This is a genomic window from Streptomyces bottropensis ATCC 25435 (genome assembly GCF_000383595.1).
Lineage (GTDB): Bacteria > Actinomycetota > Actinomycetes > Streptomycetales > Streptomycetaceae > Streptomyces > Streptomyces bottropensis.
This window is the reverse complement of record NZ_KB911581.1, coordinates 5,783,163-5,799,816: the sequence shown is the minus strand read 5'-3', so window position 1 is coordinate 5,799,816 and position 16,654 is coordinate 5,783,163. Positions and strand designations below refer to the sequence as shown.

Annotated in this window: 14 protein-coding genes and 2 pseudogenes; 4 read left to right on the top strand and 12 right to left on the bottom strand. The window is 72.7% G+C overall.

From position 1 onward, the window contains the following. Positions 1 to 24: 24 nt before the first annotated feature. From STRBO_RS0125900 to STRBO_RS0125875, 6 genes are all read right to left on the bottom strand, one after another. Positions 25 to 1,224 carry a 4-hydroxybenzoate 3-monooxygenase gene (locus STRBO_RS0125900; protein WP_005483900.1) on the bottom strand — a complete coding sequence of 400 codons (1,200 nt, stop codon included), beginning with the start codon at positions 1,222 to 1,224 and terminating at the stop codon, positions 25 to 27. A gap of 30 nt (positions 1,225 to 1,254) precedes the next feature. Beyond that, positions 1,255 to 2,232, bottom strand: a complete 978-nt coding sequence (locus tag STRBO_RS0125895) for a threonine/serine dehydratase family protein (RefSeq protein ID WP_020115072.1) — start codon at positions 2,230 to 2,232, stop codon at positions 1,255 to 1,257. A 465-nt stretch (positions 2,233 to 2,697) separates the two neighbouring features. Then, on the bottom strand, positions 2,698 to 3,048 hold the full coding sequence (locus STRBO_RS0125890; protein WP_005483896.1) for a UBP-type zinc finger domain-containing protein: 351 nt from the start codon (positions 3,046 to 3,048) through the stop codon (positions 2,698 to 2,700). After that, complete coding sequence (locus STRBO_RS0125885; RefSeq protein ID WP_005483893.1) at positions 3,045 to 4,562, bottom strand: ATP-binding protein; 1,518 nt, start codon at positions 4,560 to 4,562, stop codon at positions 3,045 to 3,047. The genes STRBO_RS0125890 and STRBO_RS0125885 overlap by 4 nt, the downstream gene beginning before the upstream one ends. A 19-nt stretch (positions 4,563 to 4,581) precedes the next feature. After that, positions 4,582 to 6,258: an NAD(P)/FAD-dependent oxidoreductase gene (locus STRBO_RS0125880; protein ID WP_005483891.1), complete on the bottom strand. Its 1,677-nt coding sequence runs from the start codon at positions 6,256 to 6,258 to the stop codon at positions 4,582 to 4,584. Positions 6,259 to 6,354: 96 nt separating this feature from the next. Next, entirely contained in the window at positions 6,355 to 6,711 is a 357-nt protein-coding gene (locus tag STRBO_RS0125875) for a VOC family protein (RefSeq protein WP_020115071.1), read from the bottom strand. 57 nt (positions 6,712 to 6,768) lie between these two features. Between STRBO_RS0125875 and STRBO_RS0125870 the strand changes: the two genes are divergently transcribed. Further along, positions 6,769 to 7,641: a universal stress protein gene (locus tag STRBO_RS0125870; RefSeq protein WP_020115070.1), complete on the top strand. Its 873-nt coding sequence runs from the start codon at positions 6,769 to 6,771 to the stop codon at positions 7,639 to 7,641. A 31-nt stretch (positions 7,642 to 7,672) separates the two neighbouring features. Here the strand turns inward: STRBO_RS0125870 and STRBO_RS0125865 are convergent, their stop codons facing one another. From STRBO_RS0125865 to STRBO_RS0125855, 3 genes are all read right to left on the bottom strand, one after another. After that, on the bottom strand, positions 7,673 to 8,920 hold the full coding sequence (locus STRBO_RS0125865) for a DUF4032 domain-containing protein (RefSeq protein WP_005483889.1): 1,248 nt from the start codon (positions 8,918 to 8,920) through the stop codon (positions 7,673 to 7,675). Between the two features lie 174 nt (positions 8,921 to 9,094). Next, entirely contained in the window at positions 9,095 to 9,529 is a 435-nt protein-coding gene (locus STRBO_RS0125860; RefSeq protein ID WP_245170622.1) for a hypothetical protein, read from the bottom strand. A gap of 87 nt (positions 9,530 to 9,616) precedes the next feature. After that, entirely contained in the window at positions 9,617 to 11,539 is a 1,923-nt protein-coding gene (locus STRBO_RS0125855) for an AMP-dependent synthetase/ligase (RefSeq protein WP_005483886.1), read from the bottom strand. Between the two features lie 316 nt (positions 11,540 to 11,855). Between STRBO_RS0125855 and STRBO_RS0125850 the strand changes: the two genes are divergently transcribed. Next, a complete protein-coding gene (locus STRBO_RS0125850) occupies positions 11,856 to 12,383 on the top strand; it encodes a hypothetical protein (RefSeq protein ID WP_020115068.1) in 528 nt (175 codons plus the stop codon). Between the two features lie 37 nt (positions 12,384 to 12,420). Here STRBO_RS0125850 and STRBO_RS0125845 read toward each other — a convergent pair. The 3 genes and pseudogenes from STRBO_RS0125845 to STRBO_RS0125840 form a co-directional block, all read right to left on the bottom strand. Beyond that, positions 12,421 to 12,705: pseudogene (locus STRBO_RS0125845) on the bottom strand (tripartite tricarboxylate transporter permease); the annotation flags it as partial. Further along, positions 12,685 to 12,833 (bottom strand): annotated as a pseudogene (locus tag STRBO_RS45085) (tripartite tricarboxylate transporter TctB family protein); the annotation flags it as partial. The pseudogenes STRBO_RS0125845 and STRBO_RS45085, both read right to left, overlap by 21 nt. 58 nt (positions 12,834 to 12,891) lie before the next feature. Beyond that, positions 12,892 to 13,875 (bottom strand): Bug family tripartite tricarboxylate transporter substrate binding protein, encoded by a 984-nt coding sequence (locus STRBO_RS0125840; RefSeq protein WP_020665615.1) that lies wholly within the window; start codon positions 13,873 to 13,875, stop codon positions 12,892 to 12,894. 293 nt (positions 13,876 to 14,168) lie between these two features. On the opposite strand from STRBO_RS0125840, the gene STRBO_RS0125835 reads away from it, so the two are divergent. Together STRBO_RS0125835 and STRBO_RS0125830 are read left to right on the top strand one after the other, a co-directional pair. After that, positions 14,169 to 15,878, top strand: coding sequence for a sensor histidine kinase (locus STRBO_RS0125835; RefSeq protein WP_005483879.1), 1,710 nt, complete (start codon positions 14,169 to 14,171; stop codon positions 15,876 to 15,878). Continuing rightward, a complete protein-coding gene (locus tag STRBO_RS0125830; RefSeq protein WP_005483878.1) occupies positions 15,875 to 16,588 on the top strand; it encodes a response regulator in 714 nt (237 codons plus the stop codon). The genes STRBO_RS0125835 and STRBO_RS0125830 overlap by 4 nt, the downstream gene beginning before the upstream one ends. Positions 16,589 to 16,654 lie beyond the last annotated feature (66 nt).

The window sequence follows — 16,654 nt, the reverse complement described above, 5'->3', positions numbered from 1 at the left end:
CGTTCCGTGCCTGGTGGTCGGTGCCTAGTGGTCGGTGTCCTTGCCGATGAACAGCTCCGCGAAGGTGGACGCGGCGGCGGGGGAGCCGAGGACGCGACGCAGCCGGGCGGTCGCGGCACCCGCCCGGAACGCGTCGCCGGACGACGGCCCGTGCAGCAGCTCCGCCAGCCACTGCGAGAACTCCTGGTAGTGCCAGACCCGCCGCAGACAGGCCTGCGAGTACCCGCGCAGCCCACGGTCGTCCCCCTCGCGCAGCCGGGCGATCAGGGCGTCCGCGAGGAGCAGGGCGTCGTGCAGCGCGAGGTTCATGCCCTTCGCGGCGATCGGCGCGACGAGGTGCGCCGCGTCGCCCGCGAGGTAGAGGCGGCCGTACGCCATCGGCTCGGTGACGTAGTTGTGCATGTCGAGCACCCGCTTCTCGACCAGCGGGCCCTCCGTGAGCGGCCGGGTGCCGGGCACCGCCAGCCGGGTGTGCAGCTCGGACCAGACCCGCTCGTCCGGCCAGTTCGCCGGATCGTCGCCCGCCGGGACCTCCAGGTAGTAGCGGGTGACCTCCGGGCCGCGCGCCATGTGCCCGGCGAAGCCCCGGGGATGGACGCCGAGGATCACGCAGTCCGACGAGGGCGGCGCCTCGGCGAGCAGCGCCAGCCATCCGACGCCGTGGTCGTGCCGGGCGACCGTGGCGTGCCCGGCGGGCGGCGCGGTCCGCGTGACACCGCGCGCGCCGTCGCAGCCCGCGACGAACTCGCAGTGCAGCAGCCGCCGTTCGCCGCTCGACGGGTCCACGTACGACACCGAGGGGCGCTCGCCGTCGATGTCGTGCAGCTCGACGTCCCGCACGCCGAAGCGGATGTCGCCGCCCCGGACGTCCGCGTACTGCCCGACCAGGTCCGTCACGAGCAACGGCTGCGGATACACGTAGTGGTGGTGCCCGGTGATCTCCGTGTACGGGAACCGCCGGCGCTCACCCGCGAAGCGGAACTCGAACTCGGTGTGCACCGGCGCCCGTTCCACCAGCCGCCCGGCCAGCCCGCGCCGCTCCAGCGCCCGTACCGCCCACTCCTCCAGGAACCCGGCCCGGGGCCGCCGTTCGATGAACTCCCGGCTCTCGGTCTCCAGCACCACACAGTCCACGGAGGCGGCCCGCAGGATGTTGCCGACGGTCAGCCCGGCGGGTCCGGCACCGACGACGACCACGGGGACGTGCTCGGTGGGGGAGGTCATCCGAGCATTATGCCGGTCCCGGACGGCCCGTCACCGCAGTGCGAACCGCTCTGCCCAGTCCGTGATGTCGGCCGTGGTCGCGTTGCCGCCGCAGACCACGAGGCCCAGCCGGGCGCCGTCGCCGACCCGCTCCAGCACCTGCCGGGCCGCGGGCAGCAGGCATCCGGCGGCGGGTTCCGTCCACACCTTGGCGTGCTCGGCGAACTCCAGGACGCCCCGTACCGCCTCCGCGTCGGGGACCACGAGGACGTCCCCGACGAGGGCGGTCGCATGGTCGTAGGTCAGCCGGGAGACGGAGGGTGCGCTGAGCGTGGTGACGACGGAGGAGAGGGGGACCGTGACGGGGCCGCCGGCCGCGAGGGCCTCGGTCATGGCCGTCGCGCCGACGGTCTCCACGCCCCAGACGCGGACGCCGGGACGCAGGGCCTCGAAGGCCGCCGCGACACCGGCGATCAGGCCGCCGCCGCCGATGCTCACGAGTACGTCGGTGAGCGCGCCGGGGCCGTCCGCCCCCTCGGTGTCCGCGGCGAACTCCAGGTCGACGGTGCCCTGGCCGGCGATCACCAGCGGGTCGTCGAAGGGGTGGACGAGGGTGAGGCCCTCCGAGCGCAGCCGCTCGGTCAGCGCGAACGCCTCCGCCATGCCGTCCGTGAGCCGCAGCGAGGCGCCGGCCGCCTCGACGCGGTCGATGGCGCGCCGGGGTGCGGACCGGGACATCACGACCGTGGCCTTGGTGTGCAGCGCGGCGGCCATGTGCGCCAGCGCGATGCCGTGGTTGCCGCCGCTGACCGCGACGACGCCGGCCGCCCGCTCGGCGGGCGTCAGCGCCAGCAGCTTCGCCGTGGCGCCGCGCGCCTTGAACGAGCCGGTCCGCTGCAGCAGTTCCAGCTTCGTGGTCACGGGGACACCGAGCAGCTCGGAGAGCCCCGGGCTCGGGACGGTCGGCGTCCGCACGACATGGCCGGCGATGGTGGCGGCGGCTTCCCTGATCTCGTCGATCCCGATCAACACGGTGGCACTCCGTTCGGTGGTGCGGTCATCTGCGGCCCGGTGGGGGCTGCTCGCGCAGTTCCCCGCGCCCCTGAAGCCCAGGCCCTGCGGGCCCGAGGACCGGGGTGGCCGGGGCTGCCTTGCGGGTGCGGCTCCGGTGGGGCTGCTCGCGCAGTTCCCCGCGCCCCTGAAAGCACAGGCCCTGCGGGCCTGAAAGACCACGGCCCTGCGGGCGAGAAGCCACGGTCCTGCGGGCCTGAAGCCATGATCCTACGGGCCGAAAGCTACGGCCTTGCGGGCCTGAAGCCATGATCCTACGGGCCGAAAGCTACGGCCTTGCGGCCTGAAGCCACCGTCCTGCGGGCCTGAAAGCGCGGGGCGCAGCCCCGGTTCTTCAGGGGCGCGGGGAACTGCGCGAGAAGCCCCCACCGGGCCCGCACCCGCAGGACAGCCCCAGCCACTGCCCACCCCCCCCGCGTCACCTCACCGCAGCCGATCCGCCCAGTCGTCCGGCACCCGCCCGGCAGGGCCCGGCACCGGCTGTTCCGCGGGATGGCTGAGCGGCGGGGCGAGGTCGGGTCCCGACTCGTACATCTCGGAGGTCTCGTAGTTCCAGAACCAGGACTCCCCGGGTTCGAAGCTCCGCACGAAGGGATGCCCGGCGCCACCCGCGTGGGCCGTCGCGTGCTGCGAGGGCGATGAATCGCAGCAGCCGACGTGCCCGCACTGCGCGCAGCGCCGAAGGTGGAACCACCAGCCCCCGGCCGCCTCGCACTCCACGCAGCCCTCGCCGCTCGGCGGCACATCGGGGTCGATTCCGGCGGGCGGCGTCATCGGGTCTCCTCGGACAGGTCGGGGGCGTGGGGCAAGCCGTCGGCGGGGTCGTCGGCGAGCGTGAGGTCCAGGTCCGCCGCCGGCGCCGTCAGTGGCAGGAACACCTGGAAGCGGGTCTCGCCCGGCCGGGACCGGACCTCGATGTGGCCGTGGTGCTTGTTGACGACGATGCGCCAGGAGATGTCGAGGCCGAGCCCGGTCCCCTGCCCGACCGGCTTGGTGGTGAAGAACGGGTCGAAGATGCGGCCCTTGATCTCCGCCGGGATGCCGGGACCGGTGTCACGGAACTCGACCAGCACCTGGTCCCGGTGGTCGAGCGCCGTGCGTACCGTCAGCGTGCCCGCGCCGCCCGTCTCGTTGATCGCGGAGACCGCGTTGTCGATCAGGTTCGTCCACACCTGGTTCAGCTCACCCGGATAGGCCGGGATGCGCGGCAGCGAGCGGTCGTACTCCTTGACCACCTCGATCCGCTCGCCGATCTTCCCGGACAGCATCAGCAGGGTGCTGTCGAGGAGTTCGTGGACGTCGGCGTTCTGGTAGGGCGCCCGGTCGAGCTGCGAGTACTGCTTCGCCGCGTCCACGAGCTGGGTGATACGGGTCGTGGAGTCCTCGATCTCGTTCATCAACAGCTCGGTCTCGACCGTGTAGTTGAGCCAGCGGACCGCGCCTTCGAGGGTGTGCTCGTCGACGGCGGCCGCGACCCGGTCCAGCCAGGCGGTGTCGAGTCCTGCCTGGACGAAGTTCGGCGCGAGCTGCCAGCCGCCCGCGATGCCGTGGTCGTCGAACCAGTCCGACAGCTCGTCCTCCCGGTCGGAGGCCTCCAGCGGACTGAGCGGGGTCGACTTGGCGACCTGCTCGGCCGTCCGCTCCTGGAGATCGACCAGCGACTCCAGCATGGCCCGCTTGTACGGCCCGGCGGCGATGACCCCGAGCTTGTGCCGCATCCCGGCCACCCGCTCCCGCAGCGCGGAGGTGGCCCGCACCGCCGCCGCGGCGGGGTTGTTCAGCTCATGGGTGAGCCCGGCCGACAGCGAGCCGAGCGCCAGCAGGCGTTCGCGCTGGTTGATGGTCCGCTGGGTGTTCTGCTGACCGAAGAACAGGCCCTCCAGCAGGTGGACGGCCATCGGGAACCAGTCGCGCATGATCCGGGCGAACGAGTCCGCGGGCAGGACGAAGAACCGGGAGGGGACCGTGACCCGCATCGAGCCCTTGTAGCGGGCCTGGTCCGCCTGGTCGCCGAGATACGCCTGGAAGGCGCCCGCGTACACGCCGACCTGGGAGCTGCGGCTGATCTCCACGTCGTCCTCGCCGACCTGCCGGGACATCACCACCGTGCCCTCCAGGAGCACGAAGAAGCAGGTGGCCGGCTCGCCCTCCCGGTAGACGGGGCCGGGCTCGAACCGCTCCACCCGGCCCTCACGGCACAGCCGGTCCAACTGCCCGTCGTCCAGCTTCTCGAAGAGGAACAGCCTGCCCAGCTCGGCCCGGTCGCACGGCGACGGCTGCCCGCTCACGACGACGTCCGTCCGGCTGTCACGACTGCTCCAGATACCTGTGCACCAGCATCACGGCCATCGCTCCCTCTCCCACGGCGGACGCGACCCGCTTCGCGGACTCCGACCGCGCGTCCCCGGCGACGAACACGCCGGGCACATTGGTCTCCAGGTGGTACGGGGGCCGGTCCAGCTCCCAGCCCGGCGGCGGACCCCCGTCGGCGGTCATGTCGGGCCCGGCCACGATGAACCCGCGCTCATCGCGGAGGACGGTCCCCTCCAGCCAGTCGGTGTGCGGCTCGGCGCCGATGAACACGAACAGCCACTGCGCGTCGACGAGTTCCTCACGCCCGCTCGCCAGGTCCCTGAGCGTCAGCTGCTCCAGCTGGTTCGTGCCGTGCGCGGCCTCGACGACCGTGCCGGGGCGCACGAAGATGTTCGGCGCCTCCCCGAGCTGCTGGATCAGATAGTGCGACATGGACGCGGTGAGCGACTCGCCCCGTACGAGCAGGGTGACGGACTTGGCGCCGCGCGCCAGGTACATCGCGGCCTGTCCGGCCGAGTTGGCGCCGCCCACGATGTACACGTCGTGCCCCTGGCAGCCGGCCGCCTCGGTGAGCGCGGAGCCGTAGAACACCCCGCAGCCGGTGAGGTCCGCGCAGCCCGGCGCGGCGAGCTGGCGGTACGACACGCCGGTCGCCAGGATCACGCTGTGCGCGGCGACCGTCGAACCGTCGGAGAACCGGACGGTCCGGGCCGCCCCGTTCACCTCCAGGCCGCTCACCTCGCGGGCGGTGAGGATCTCCGCCCCGAACTTGGCGGCCTGGCGCCGGGCGCGGCCGGTGAGCTGCCCGCCGGACACCCCGTCGGGGAAGCCCAGGTAGTTCTCGATGCGTGAACTCTGCCCGGCCTGCCCGCCCGTGGCCGATCGCTCGACGAGCAGGGTCCGCAGCCCCTCCGAGGCCCCGTACACGGCCGCGCCGAGCCCGGCGGGCCCGCCGCCGATGACGACCAGGTCGTAGAACTCCTGGGCCGGTGTGGTCGCCAGCCCCACCTTCTCCGCCAGCTCCGGGTCCTCCGGAGCCACCAGCGGTGTGCCGTCCGGGGTGACGACCAGCGGCAGCCGCGCGCCGTCCGCGCCGGCCGCAGCGAGCAGCCGCCGCCCCTCCGGCTCGTCCGAGGAGAACCAGCGGTACGGCACCTGGTTGCGCGCCAGGAACTCGCGTACGCCGGACGACCGCGCCGACCACCGGTGCCCGACGACCTTCGTGGCGCCCACACAGGTACGGTCGGCGGCCCGCCATGCCTGCAGCAGGTCGTCCAGCACCGGGTAGAGCTTCTCCTCCGGCGGGTCCCACGGCTTCAGCAGATAGTGGTCGAGGTCGATGACGTTGATCGCGTCGATCGCCGCGCCGGTGTCGGCGTAGGCGGTCAGCAGGACGCGCCGGGCGCCCGGATAGACGTCCAGCGCCTGTTCCAGGAACTCGATGCCGTTCATCTCCGGCATCCGGTAGTCGGCCAGGATCACCGCCACCTGGTCCCCTCGCAGCTTCAGCTCCCGCAGGGCCTCCAGTGCCGACTGCCCGGACTCAGCCCGCACGATCCGGTACGACTCGCCGTACCTGCGCCGCAGGTCCCGTGCCACCGCACGGGACACCCCGGGATCGTCATCCACCGTGAGGATCACGTTCCGCGCCGGACCGACCGCCTGAGTCATACGCCTCCACCCCGAGCCAATGCGCCCATCGTATGTTCGGCCGTCCGGGTTCGCTCGGTTTCCGCTCAGCCGCAGGCCGGGGCCGTTCGCGGGGGTTCAGCTCCCGCGCGGGGCCAGTACGCAGAACTCGTTGCCCTCCGGGTCCGCGAGCACCACCCACGGCTCGTCACCGCTCTGCCCGACGTCCGCGTGCCGGGCCCCGAGGGCGAGGAGGCGGGCGACCTCCGCCGCCTGGTCGTCGGGGCGGAAGTCGAGGTGCAACCGGTTCTTGCCGGTCTTGCTCCCTCGGTCGAGCCCGAACAGGAGGCCGGGAAGGCGGTCCGGGGCCGGACGGATCTCGAACTCCTCGGGGGACTCGTCGACCACGACCCAGCCGAGCGCCTGCGCCCACCAGCGTCCGAGGGCCGCCGGATCGGCCGCGTCCACCACCAACTGCTCCCACTCCAAGGCCATAAGGCGAGCGTAGTGAAGACTGGGCCCGTCAGCGATGTGAGGACAGAGAGGTGGCCGATGACGACGCGCCCGATCACCGCCGCAGTGGACGGCACGCCCGAGAGCCTGGCCGCACTGGCCTGGGCCGGCCGGGAGGCCGTACGCCGGGGCCTGGAGCTGCGGGTGGTGCACGCGTGGCAGTGGGAGCCGCACGAGGCGGTCGCCGTGGACCGGGACGGACAGGCACAGTGGGCCGGGGAGGCGCTCGCGCAGGCGGCGCGAAGCGTCTCCGAGCGGCACCCGGAGCTGGCGGTGACGACGGACCTGCTGGAGGGCCCGCCGGTCGAGACCCTGGTCGGCGCCGCCGGGCAGGCCGAGACGCTGGTGCTCGGCTCGCGCGGGCACGGCGCGGTGATCGGCTTCCTGCTGGGCTCCGTCGGCCAGCAGGTGATCGTCGAGTCGCCGTGTCCCGTGGTGCTCGTCCGCGCCGCGGACAGTCCGGCGGGTGAGGCCGCCGGGCGGGAGGTCGTGGTGGGCCAGCAGGGCACGGCCGAGGACAGCGCCGACGTGCTGCGGTTCGCCTTCGAGACGGCGGCGGCCCGCGGGGCGTCCCTGCGCGCGGTCCGGGCGTGGGCGCTGCCGCCGCTGTACGCGTACAGCCCCAGCTCGCTGAGGCTCCTCGACGAGGCCGGCGGTATGGAGCCGTACGAGAAGAAGGCGCTGGCCGCCGCGCTGGAGCCGTGGCGGGAGAGGTTCCCCGAGGTGCCGGTCACCGAGCACGTCGAGATCGGCAGCGCCGGGCAGGTGCTGCTGTCCGTGGCGCAGCGGGCCCAGCTGATGGTGGTCGGGCGCCGCGCCCGCCGTACGGCCGTCGGCGCCCGGATCGGCTCGGTCACGCACGGTGTCCTGCACCACGCGCACTGCCCGGTGGCCGTGGTCCCGCACCGGTGAGGGCGGCCGGCGGTCCCGGCCGCCCGGCGGTTCACATGGGGGTGACGTCCTGCGCCGGTGGCGGCAGCAGCGCCAGGGTCCTCGGCAGGACGTTGTCGATGTAGTCCTTCACCGCCGTGTCCAGGCCGATGTCGTGCTGGGCCCGCTCGGACAGGTACCAGCGGTGTTCGAGGAGCTGGTGGTAGATCTCCGCCGCGTCCATCGAGCCGCGCAGTTCGAGCGGGACGGCCCGCACGGTCGGGCGGAACACCTCCCGCACCCAGCGGTGGGCCAGTACCTCCGGGCGGGCGCCGAGGGGGTCGCCCGGGGCGTAGTCGTCCTGGGTGGCCATCCAGCTCTCCAGGTCGTTCAGGAGCCGCCGGGCCTGGTTCTCCTCGGTGTCGAGGCCGGTGAGCCGCAGGAGCTGGCGCTGGTGGTGGCCCGCGTCGACGACCTTGGGCACGAAGGTCACCGTGTCGCCGTTGTCGGCGTGCTCGATCTGCATCTCGGCGACGTCGAAACCGAGTTCGTTGAGACGGCGGATCCGGCGCTCGATGTAGTGGTACTTCCCGGCCGGGTACACCGACCGGCGCGTCAGCTCCTCCCACAGCCCGTGGTAGCGGGAGCAGATCTCGTTGCCGAACTCGATGGGGTCCACCGAGGGGTGCAGCGCCCCGGACGCCTCCAGGTCCAGCAGTTCGCCGCTGATGTTCACCCGGGCGAGATCGAGGTCGTACTCGCGCTGCCCGGAGCTGAGCCGCGTGTGCAGATCACCCGTCTCGGCGTCCACCAGATAGGCGGCGTACGCGCCCGCGTCCCGCCGGAACAGTGTGTTGGACAGCGAGCAGTCGCCCCACGCGAACCCGGCGAGGTGCAGTCGCACCAGCAGGACCGCGAGGGCGTCCATCAGACGGTGCATGGTGGCCGGACGCATGGTCGTCTCGAACATCGAGCGGTACGGCATCGAGCCGCCGAGGTGCCGGGTGATCAGCACGGACTCCAGGGGATCGCCCGCGTCGTCGAGCCGCCCGGTGACCACGCCGAGGGCGTCCACGGCCGGGATGCCGAGCCGGTCCAGGTCACGCAGCAGCTCGTACTCGCGCAGGGCGGGCCGCTCGGCGAGTTCCTTCACGGCGACGACCTCGTCGCCGGCCCGGGCGTAGCGCACGACGTGCCGGGAGATACCGCGGGGGAGCGGCACGAGATGGTGCTCGGGCCACTCCTCCAGCGGCACGTGCCACGGCAGTTCGAGCAGCAGCGCGGGGTGTTCCGGATTGGTGGCGCTGATCTGCAGTGCCATGGGTCCTGGTCCTCAGCCTTCGTCTCACGGTGGTGCGGAGTGCTCGTGGGGAAGCGGTTTCCCGCTGTCGCCCGGAGCATCTCCGCATCCCGAGGACCGTTTCGTCAACAGCCGCCCGATCCGCGGTCGGGCGGTCCTACGGTCAGGAGGTCAGGAGGTCAGGAGGTCAGAAGGTCAGGCGGGAGCCGGAGCCACCGGCTCCTCCGTCGGCCGCCTGAGCGCGGACCGGACGTTCCAGCCGCCCACGGCCAGGCACGCCAGCCCGGTGACGCCCGGGTACAGCCAGACGCCGTTGTCCCGCTCGACGGCCGTGGTCGAGGACGCGTCGTCCACGTAGACCGGCACCAGGCCGGTGGGTCTGGTGGCGAACGTGGTGTCCACCTCGACCTCGGGGATGCGGAACGAGTCGTCGTCGGCCCGGAAGGAGCCCCTGCACTGCCACTCGTCGTCGCCGCGCGACTCGGACACCTTGCACCCGGAGACCACGAACTGCCCCGCGACACCGTTCAGTTGAGTCTCCAGCCGGAGCACCGCCGCGCCGAACAGAAACGCCCCTCCGCCCAGCGCCACCACCGTGGTCAGCAGCTTTCTCGGACCCATACGCGCCATCGATGATCCCCCTGTGTGTTTTGTGCGGCTTCTCGGCCGGATTCCCGGCCGTTCTTCTCGCGCGTCCCGCGCGGTCGTTCCGCTTCGTCAGTGCCGCATGCGGCGGAAGACGTCGTCGGAGTCCGAGTCGTCCCAGCCCCCGGTCTCCTCCGGCACGCCGCGGCGGACGGCTCGCGCCGAGGTCGCGTACATCGTCTCGATCTCCGCCTCGTACCGCCGCACGATGGCGTCCCGGCGCAGCTTCATCGACGGGGTGAGCAGGCCGTTGGCGAGGTCGAAGGGCTCGGGCAGGATGCGGTACACACGGATCGACTCCGCGCGCGAGACCGTGCTGTTGGCCGCCGCGATCGCCCGCAGGACCTCCTGGCGCAGCGCGTTCTCCTCCCGCGCCTCCCGGCCCAGCAGTTCACCGGGCGCGGACAGCGAGCCCCGCCAGTGCGCGAGGAACTCCGGGTCCAGCGTGAGCAGGGCGCCCACGCAGGGCCGGTTGTCGCCCACGACCACCGCCTGGTGGATCAGCGGGTGCATCCGCAGCTGCTCCTCCAGCGGCGCCGGGGCCACGCCCTTGCCCCCGCTGGTGATGATGATCTCCTTCTTGCGGCCCGTGATCGACAGGTACCCCTCGTTGTCCAGCCGCCCGATGTCCCCCGTGGCCAGCCAGCCGTCCTGCAGCGCGGCCCGCGTGCCCGCCTCGTCGTTGACGTAACCCTGGAACACGGAAGGGCCGTTGACCAGGATCTCCCCGTCCCGGGCCACCCGGATCTCCGTACCCGGCAGCGGACGGCCCACGGTGCCGAACTTCTCCCGGCCCACCGGCTGGGCCGTGATGCCGCCGGCGGTCTCGGTGAGGCCGTACCCGTCGTGGACGAGGATGCCGATACCGGCGTAGAAGAGCGTGAGGTCGCGGTTGAGGGGGGAGCCGCCGGAACAGCCGCCGCGTACCCGGCCGCCGAGGGCCCCGCGCAGCTTGCGGTACACCGTCTTCTCGTAGAACGCGTGTTGCAGCTTCAGATCCATGGCGGGACCGGCGCCCGTGCCGAGCCGCTGCCGCTCCGCGGCGAGGGCGAAGTCCTGGGCCGTGCGCACCGCGCGCTCGAACAGGGGCCCCCGGCCGGCCTGTTGGGCCTTGCGCAGGAAGTTCTTGTAGATCTTCTCGAAGAGATAGGGCACACCGAAGAGGAACGTGGGCCGGAAGGACCGCAGCGCGTCGGACAGCGCCTCCTCGGTCGGCTCCGGTTCGTGCGCGAGCAGCAGCCCGCCGCGCAGACACATCCCCTGGATCATCAGGCCGTAGACGTGCGAGAACGGCAGGAACGCCAGGATCGCCGGCTGTTCGCCCGGCCGGGCGGCCGTCTGCCGCCAGCCGGCGAGCAGTGCGTCGCAGGGGCTGGCCAGGCTGCGGTGGGAGAGCGCGCAGCCCCGGGGGCGGCCGGTCGTGCCGGACGTGTACGCGATCACCGCCGTGGAGTCCGGCATGACGATGCGACGCAACGAGTCCACCGTCGCGTCCGGCACGTCCCGGCCGGCCTCGACGAGCCGCGGCAGACAGTCGGTGTCCAACTGCCAGACGTGGCGCAGCAGGGGGAGCTTGGCGCACACCGAGCCGACAGTCATCACGCCCAGCTCGTCCTCGACGACCACGCCCACACAGGTCGCGTCCCGCAGGATCCACTCGATCTGGTCGCGCGACGACGTCGGACAGACCGGCACGATCTCGGCGCCCACGGCCCACAGCGCGACGGCGAGCAGCGTCCACTCGTAGCGGGTGCGGGCCATCACGGCGATCCGGTTGCCCGGCCGGATCCCGGACGCGATCAACCCCTTGGCCAGGTCGGCCACTTCGTCCCGTGCCTCGGCCGCGCTGACCTGGGTCCAGGTGCCCGGGAAGGCGGGATCGCGGCGCGCGATCTGCGGCAGAGCGGGATCACGGTACGCCGTCTCGAACAGCGGATCGGCCAGCCCTCCGGTCATGACCGGTCCCGTCGGTGGAGCAAAACCGAAGTTGCCCATGCGACGCTCAGAACCTTCCCTGCACGCGACCTCGCCGAGCGGTGCGCCAACCGGCGGTGATCGAACGTAGCGTACGGCGTCGGCGTCGCGCGCGGGGAATCGGCAACTCGGCTCCCGTCCATCCGCACGGTGGACCGTGGACGTGATGTGCGGCACGTACGGAACCTGCCTGTCGGCGCCCTCCCGGCAATCGTCGCTGCCCACGGCTTGATCACCTCTGACCGGCGGTGATGCCCCGCGACGGGACGCCGGACGGGTGTGGCACTGTGGTGCGCGCGAACGCGGGAGATGTCCCGCCGATGTGGAGAGGTGGACGGTGCGCGAGCCCAATGTGATCGGGGACTGGCAGGAGTACGAGGGCGACCTGGCCGGCCTGCGCGTGCGCGTCCACCAGGCGGAGTGCGCCGAACCCCCACGGGGGCGCGACGACGCCGCCGAGGGCCTGGCGTACTTCCGGTTCCGGGTCACGGTGGAGAACCGGGGCGCCGAACACGTCGGCCTCCACCTGGAGGACGGCCAGCTCGACATCCGCACCGGCCCCGACGGCGAGAGCGCCTTCCTCGACTGGCGCAACTCCCGGTTCATCGAGGGCTTCGACCTCTACCCGCTGCGCCGCGCCACCTCCGTGCTGTACGCGGCGGCTCCCGAGGGCCACCTCACCCAGTTCGACATCCAGGTCCAGCTGCGGGTCGACGAGGAGTGGACCGAGCGGTACCTGTGGTCCGGCGGTATCGGCGTCGACGAGGACCTCCTCGACCCGGCCGCCGGTGCGGGCCGGGAGGGTATCGCCGGGCAGATCAGCGCGTTCCTGCACGAGGAGGCGGAACGGGGCGCTGCGGGCTGAGCCCCGCCCCGGGGGTCGGCCGGTCCGGAGGTCACCCGGTTCCGGCGGGCGTGCGGTCCCCGGCCGACTCCGGCCCCGCCACCCCCTCGATGGCGCCCCTGCCCCACTCGTCCGGGTGTTTCGAGAGCCGCTTCTCGGTGACATACGACAGGAAGGTGGGTATCTCGGCGCCGTCCGCCGGGACCGCGCCGAACGGGAAGCCGATGAACGGGCCCCGCAGCCACGACTTCCAGGTCCGCCGTACATCGGAGCGGCCGAGCCACGGGCGGCCCACCGGGATCGGCTCGGGCGGGCTGCGCCGCAGGTGGGCGGCGACCCACAGCGGCACGGTCCTCGGGCCGACGGGACCGCGTCGCGTGAGGTCGACGTCCATGGTCGGCGCGTCGGTCAGGATAGAAGGCCGAGGGCCGGCAGCAGGACGCAGACGCCCGGCTCGGAGTGGTCGCGCAGCCGGGCGCGGCGCTCGACGGCGGGGGCGGGGGAGTGCCGGTGGTGCCCTCGTCCGTGGTCACAGCCCCAGCTCCTTCAGCACCGACACCACGCGCTTGTCCTGGGCGTCCAGGAACGCGCCGAACGCGTCGCCGGTCAGGAACGCGTCGTCCCAGCCGTGGCGCTTCAGCGACTTCCGCCATTGCGGTGAGTCGTGCAGCTCCTCGATCAGCCGGGTGAGTGTGTCGCGCTGGGCCTCGGTGAGGCCGGGCGGGGCGACGATGCCGCGCCAGTTGGTGAAGTTCACGTCGTAGCCCGCCTCCTGGAGGGTCGGGGCGTCCAGCCCGGCCACCCGCTTCGGCCCCGTCACCGCGAGCAGCCGCAGCTCGCCCGCCTTGATCTGGTCCAGGTACTCGCCGACGCCGGACACGCCGAAGGCGACCTTGCTGCCGAGGATCGAGGCGAGCAGTTCACCGCCGCCGTCGAAGGGGATGTAGTCGACGTCCTTCGGGGCGATCCCGGCGGCCCGCGCCATCAGCATCGGCGCCAGATGGTCCGGCCCGCCCGGCGCCGACCCGCCGCCCACCGGCAGCTTCCCGGGGTCCTCCTTCCACGCCCCGATCAGCTCGTCGATCGTCTTGTACGGCGAGTCCTTCGCGACCACCACGACGTCCTGCTCCTCGGTGAGGCGGGCGATCGGCGTGGTGTCGGCGAGGGTCCTGGGAGCGTCGTTGGAGCGGACGGCGCCCACGACGCCGAGGCCCATCGACATCGCCAGCTTGCCGTTGCCGTGCTCGCCGACCAGCCGGCTCAGACCGACCGTGCCGCCGGCTCCGGGCAGGTTGAACACCTCGATGTCGTGGGTGAGCCCGGCGTCCTCGGCGTTCTTCGCGGCCGTGCGGGCCGTGATGTCGTAGCCGCCGCCGGGTGTGTTCGGGACCATCAAGCGCAGGCCGGGGATCTGGGTGCCTCTCTCGCCGCCGCTGCCGGTCGTCAGCAGCGGTGGTCCCACGAGCACGAGAGCGGCCGCCCCGAGCAGGGCGAGGGGGGTGCGCAGCCGCACGAGAGCCACCACCTGTCGGTCAGGTCGAGGGGGAGGAAGGTGATCTGGGCCACATCGTGCCCGCGTGGGGGCGGTGCCGACTCCGTTGCGCAAACAACGGAGGTTGTGGTCGTAGTGGTCACGGCCCCTGTCACCGTATGAGCACGTCCCGCACACCTCTCTTTCCCGGATCGGGACCGGGCGCCATGATTGTGCGACCCACCGCACGAACCGGCGCCCGAGCCGCCTGACATCGTGTCGGCACGAGAGAAGAGTCCGTCGTGGTGTTCCGCCGCCATAGTCTCGCAGGCGAGATGCTGGTCCTCCAGCTCGCCATCGTCGTGGTGGTGCTGCTGGCGGTCGCCGGGGTCTCGCTCACGCAGTCGGCGGCCACCTTCAACCGGGTCGAGGGCCGTCGTGTCACCGCGCTCGCCGAGCAGCTCGCCGCCAACCCCCTGGTCCGCGACCGGCTCGCCCGGCCCGTCGCGCACGAGGCACTGGCGCCCCTGGTGAGCTCCGTCCAGACCCAGTCGGGGGTCACCTCCGTCACCGTCGCGGACGCCGACGGCCGGATCGTCAGCTCCACCGACCCGACCGTGATCGACCGGGCGATGCCCGTCGGCGAGGGCGCTGTCGCCGGCCGCGGCTGGTCAGGCCCGCTGACCTTCGACGGCAGCCGCGAACTGGTCGCCCAGGTCCCCGTGCTCGGCGCGACGGTCGACGACGACCTGGGCCGGCTGCTGGGCACGGTGATGATCGGCGAGGCCGCCCCGACCGTGTGGCAGCGCCTCGGCGGCGCCTCCTCCTACCTCCTCGCCTACCTCGGCATCGCCAGCGGCCTCGGTCTCGCCGGCTCCTGGCTGCTGGCCCGGCGCGTCAAACGGCAGACCCTCGGCCTGGAGCCCCAGGAGATCGCCGGCCTCGCCGAACACCGCGAGGCCATGCTCTACGGCATCGCCGAGGGAGTGATCGCCCTCGACCCCCAGCACCGGCTCACCCTCGCCAACGACATGGGCCGGCGCCTGCTCGACCTGCCCGAGGACTGCGTCGGCAAGAGCCTGGCCGACCTGGGTGTGGAGGGCCGCCTGCGGGACGTCCTCGTGGGAGCGCAGGAGGCGGGGGCCGGCGGCCGTGAGGGAGGGACGAGCGCCGGTGGCGGCGAGCCCGGGGCTCGTGAGGGGGGTGCGCAGGGCCGTGGCGACGGTGACGCCCCGGCCGACCGGCGTGACGAGGTCGTCGTCCGCCGGGGCCGGGTTCTCGTGATGAACCGGATGACCGTCACCAAGGACGGGCGCCATCTCGGCTCCGTCACCACACTGCGGGACCGCACCGAGCTGGCCCGGCTCGAACGCGAGATCGGCTCCTTCCGCAGCTCCGCCGAACTGCTGCGGGCCCAGGCCCATGAGTTCGCCAACCAGCTGCACACCATCTCCGGGCTCATCCAGATCGGCGAGCAGGACGAGGTCGTCCACTACATCCGCGCGCTGAGCCGCCACCGCCACTCCCTCGACGTCACCCTCAGCCGCCGCGTCCGCGACACCGCCGTGGCCGCGCTGCTCATGGCGAAGACCTCCCTCGCCGCCGAACGCCGGGTCATCCTGCGCGTCTCGGAGAGCACCGCGCTCGACCGGCTCGCCCCCGAGGACGCCGCCGACGTGGCGACCGTCGTCGGCAACCTCGTCGACAACGCCGTGGACGCGGCCGCCACCACCACCGTGTCCGAGGCCCACGAGGCCTGGGTCGAGGTGGAGCTGCGCCAGGACGCCTCCAGCGTGGAGATCGTCGTCCGCGACTCGGGCCCCGGAGTGGCCCCCGAACTCGCCCGTGAGGTCTTCTCCCACGGCTTCACCACCAAGGCCGCGCGGGAGGGCGAACGCGGCATCGGCCTGGCCCTCACCCGTCTGGTCTGCGAACGCCACGGCGGGGAGATCTCGGTGACCAACACCCCCGACGGGGCCATGTTCACCGCCCGCATGACCGTCAGCCACCTCGCCGACGCGGTGGCGGAAGGAGCGACACCATGAGCGGCACGAACGGCACGAGCAGCCCACCCGGCCCGATCGACGTGCTCGTCGTCGACGACGACTTCATGGTGGCCCGGGTCCACCGCACCTTCGTCGAACGCGTCGAGCCGTTCCGCGTCGTCGGCGTCGCCAGCACCGGCGAACAGGCCGTCCTGGCCGTCGACGAACTCCGCCCCGACCTGGTCCTGCTCGACCTCTACCTCCCCGACGGCTTCGGCCTCGACGTCATACCCCGGCTGCGCACCGCCGGCCACGACTGCGACGTCATGGTCATCAGCGCCGCCCGGGAGGCCGACAGCGTGCGCGGCGCGGTCCGCCACGGCGTCGTCGACTACCTCCTCAAACCCTTCGAGTTCGAGGAACTGCGCTCCCGGCTCCAGCGGTACGCCGCCCAGCGCGGCCGCCTCCTCACCACCGTCGTCCGCGGCCAGGCCGACGTCGACCGTGTCCTCGCCGGAGCCGCCACGCCCGCCTCGGCGGCCGGCGCCCTGCCCAAGGGCATGAGCGTCGAGACCGCCGAGCTCATCGAAGGCACCCTGCGCGGCACCGACGGCAGCCTGTCCGCCACCGAGTGCGCCACCCTCACCGGCATCTCCCGCGTCAGCGCCCGCCGCTACCTGGAGTACTTCCACGGCACCGGCAGCGCGGACGTGTCCCTGCGCTACGGGGTGGCCGGACGGCCGGAGCGCCGGTACAGCTGGCGGGTGTGACGCACACGCGTCGCCTTGACACCCGCCGGCGGGCCGGCGGGTGCCGGCCCGCGCCGCCGTCTCCGT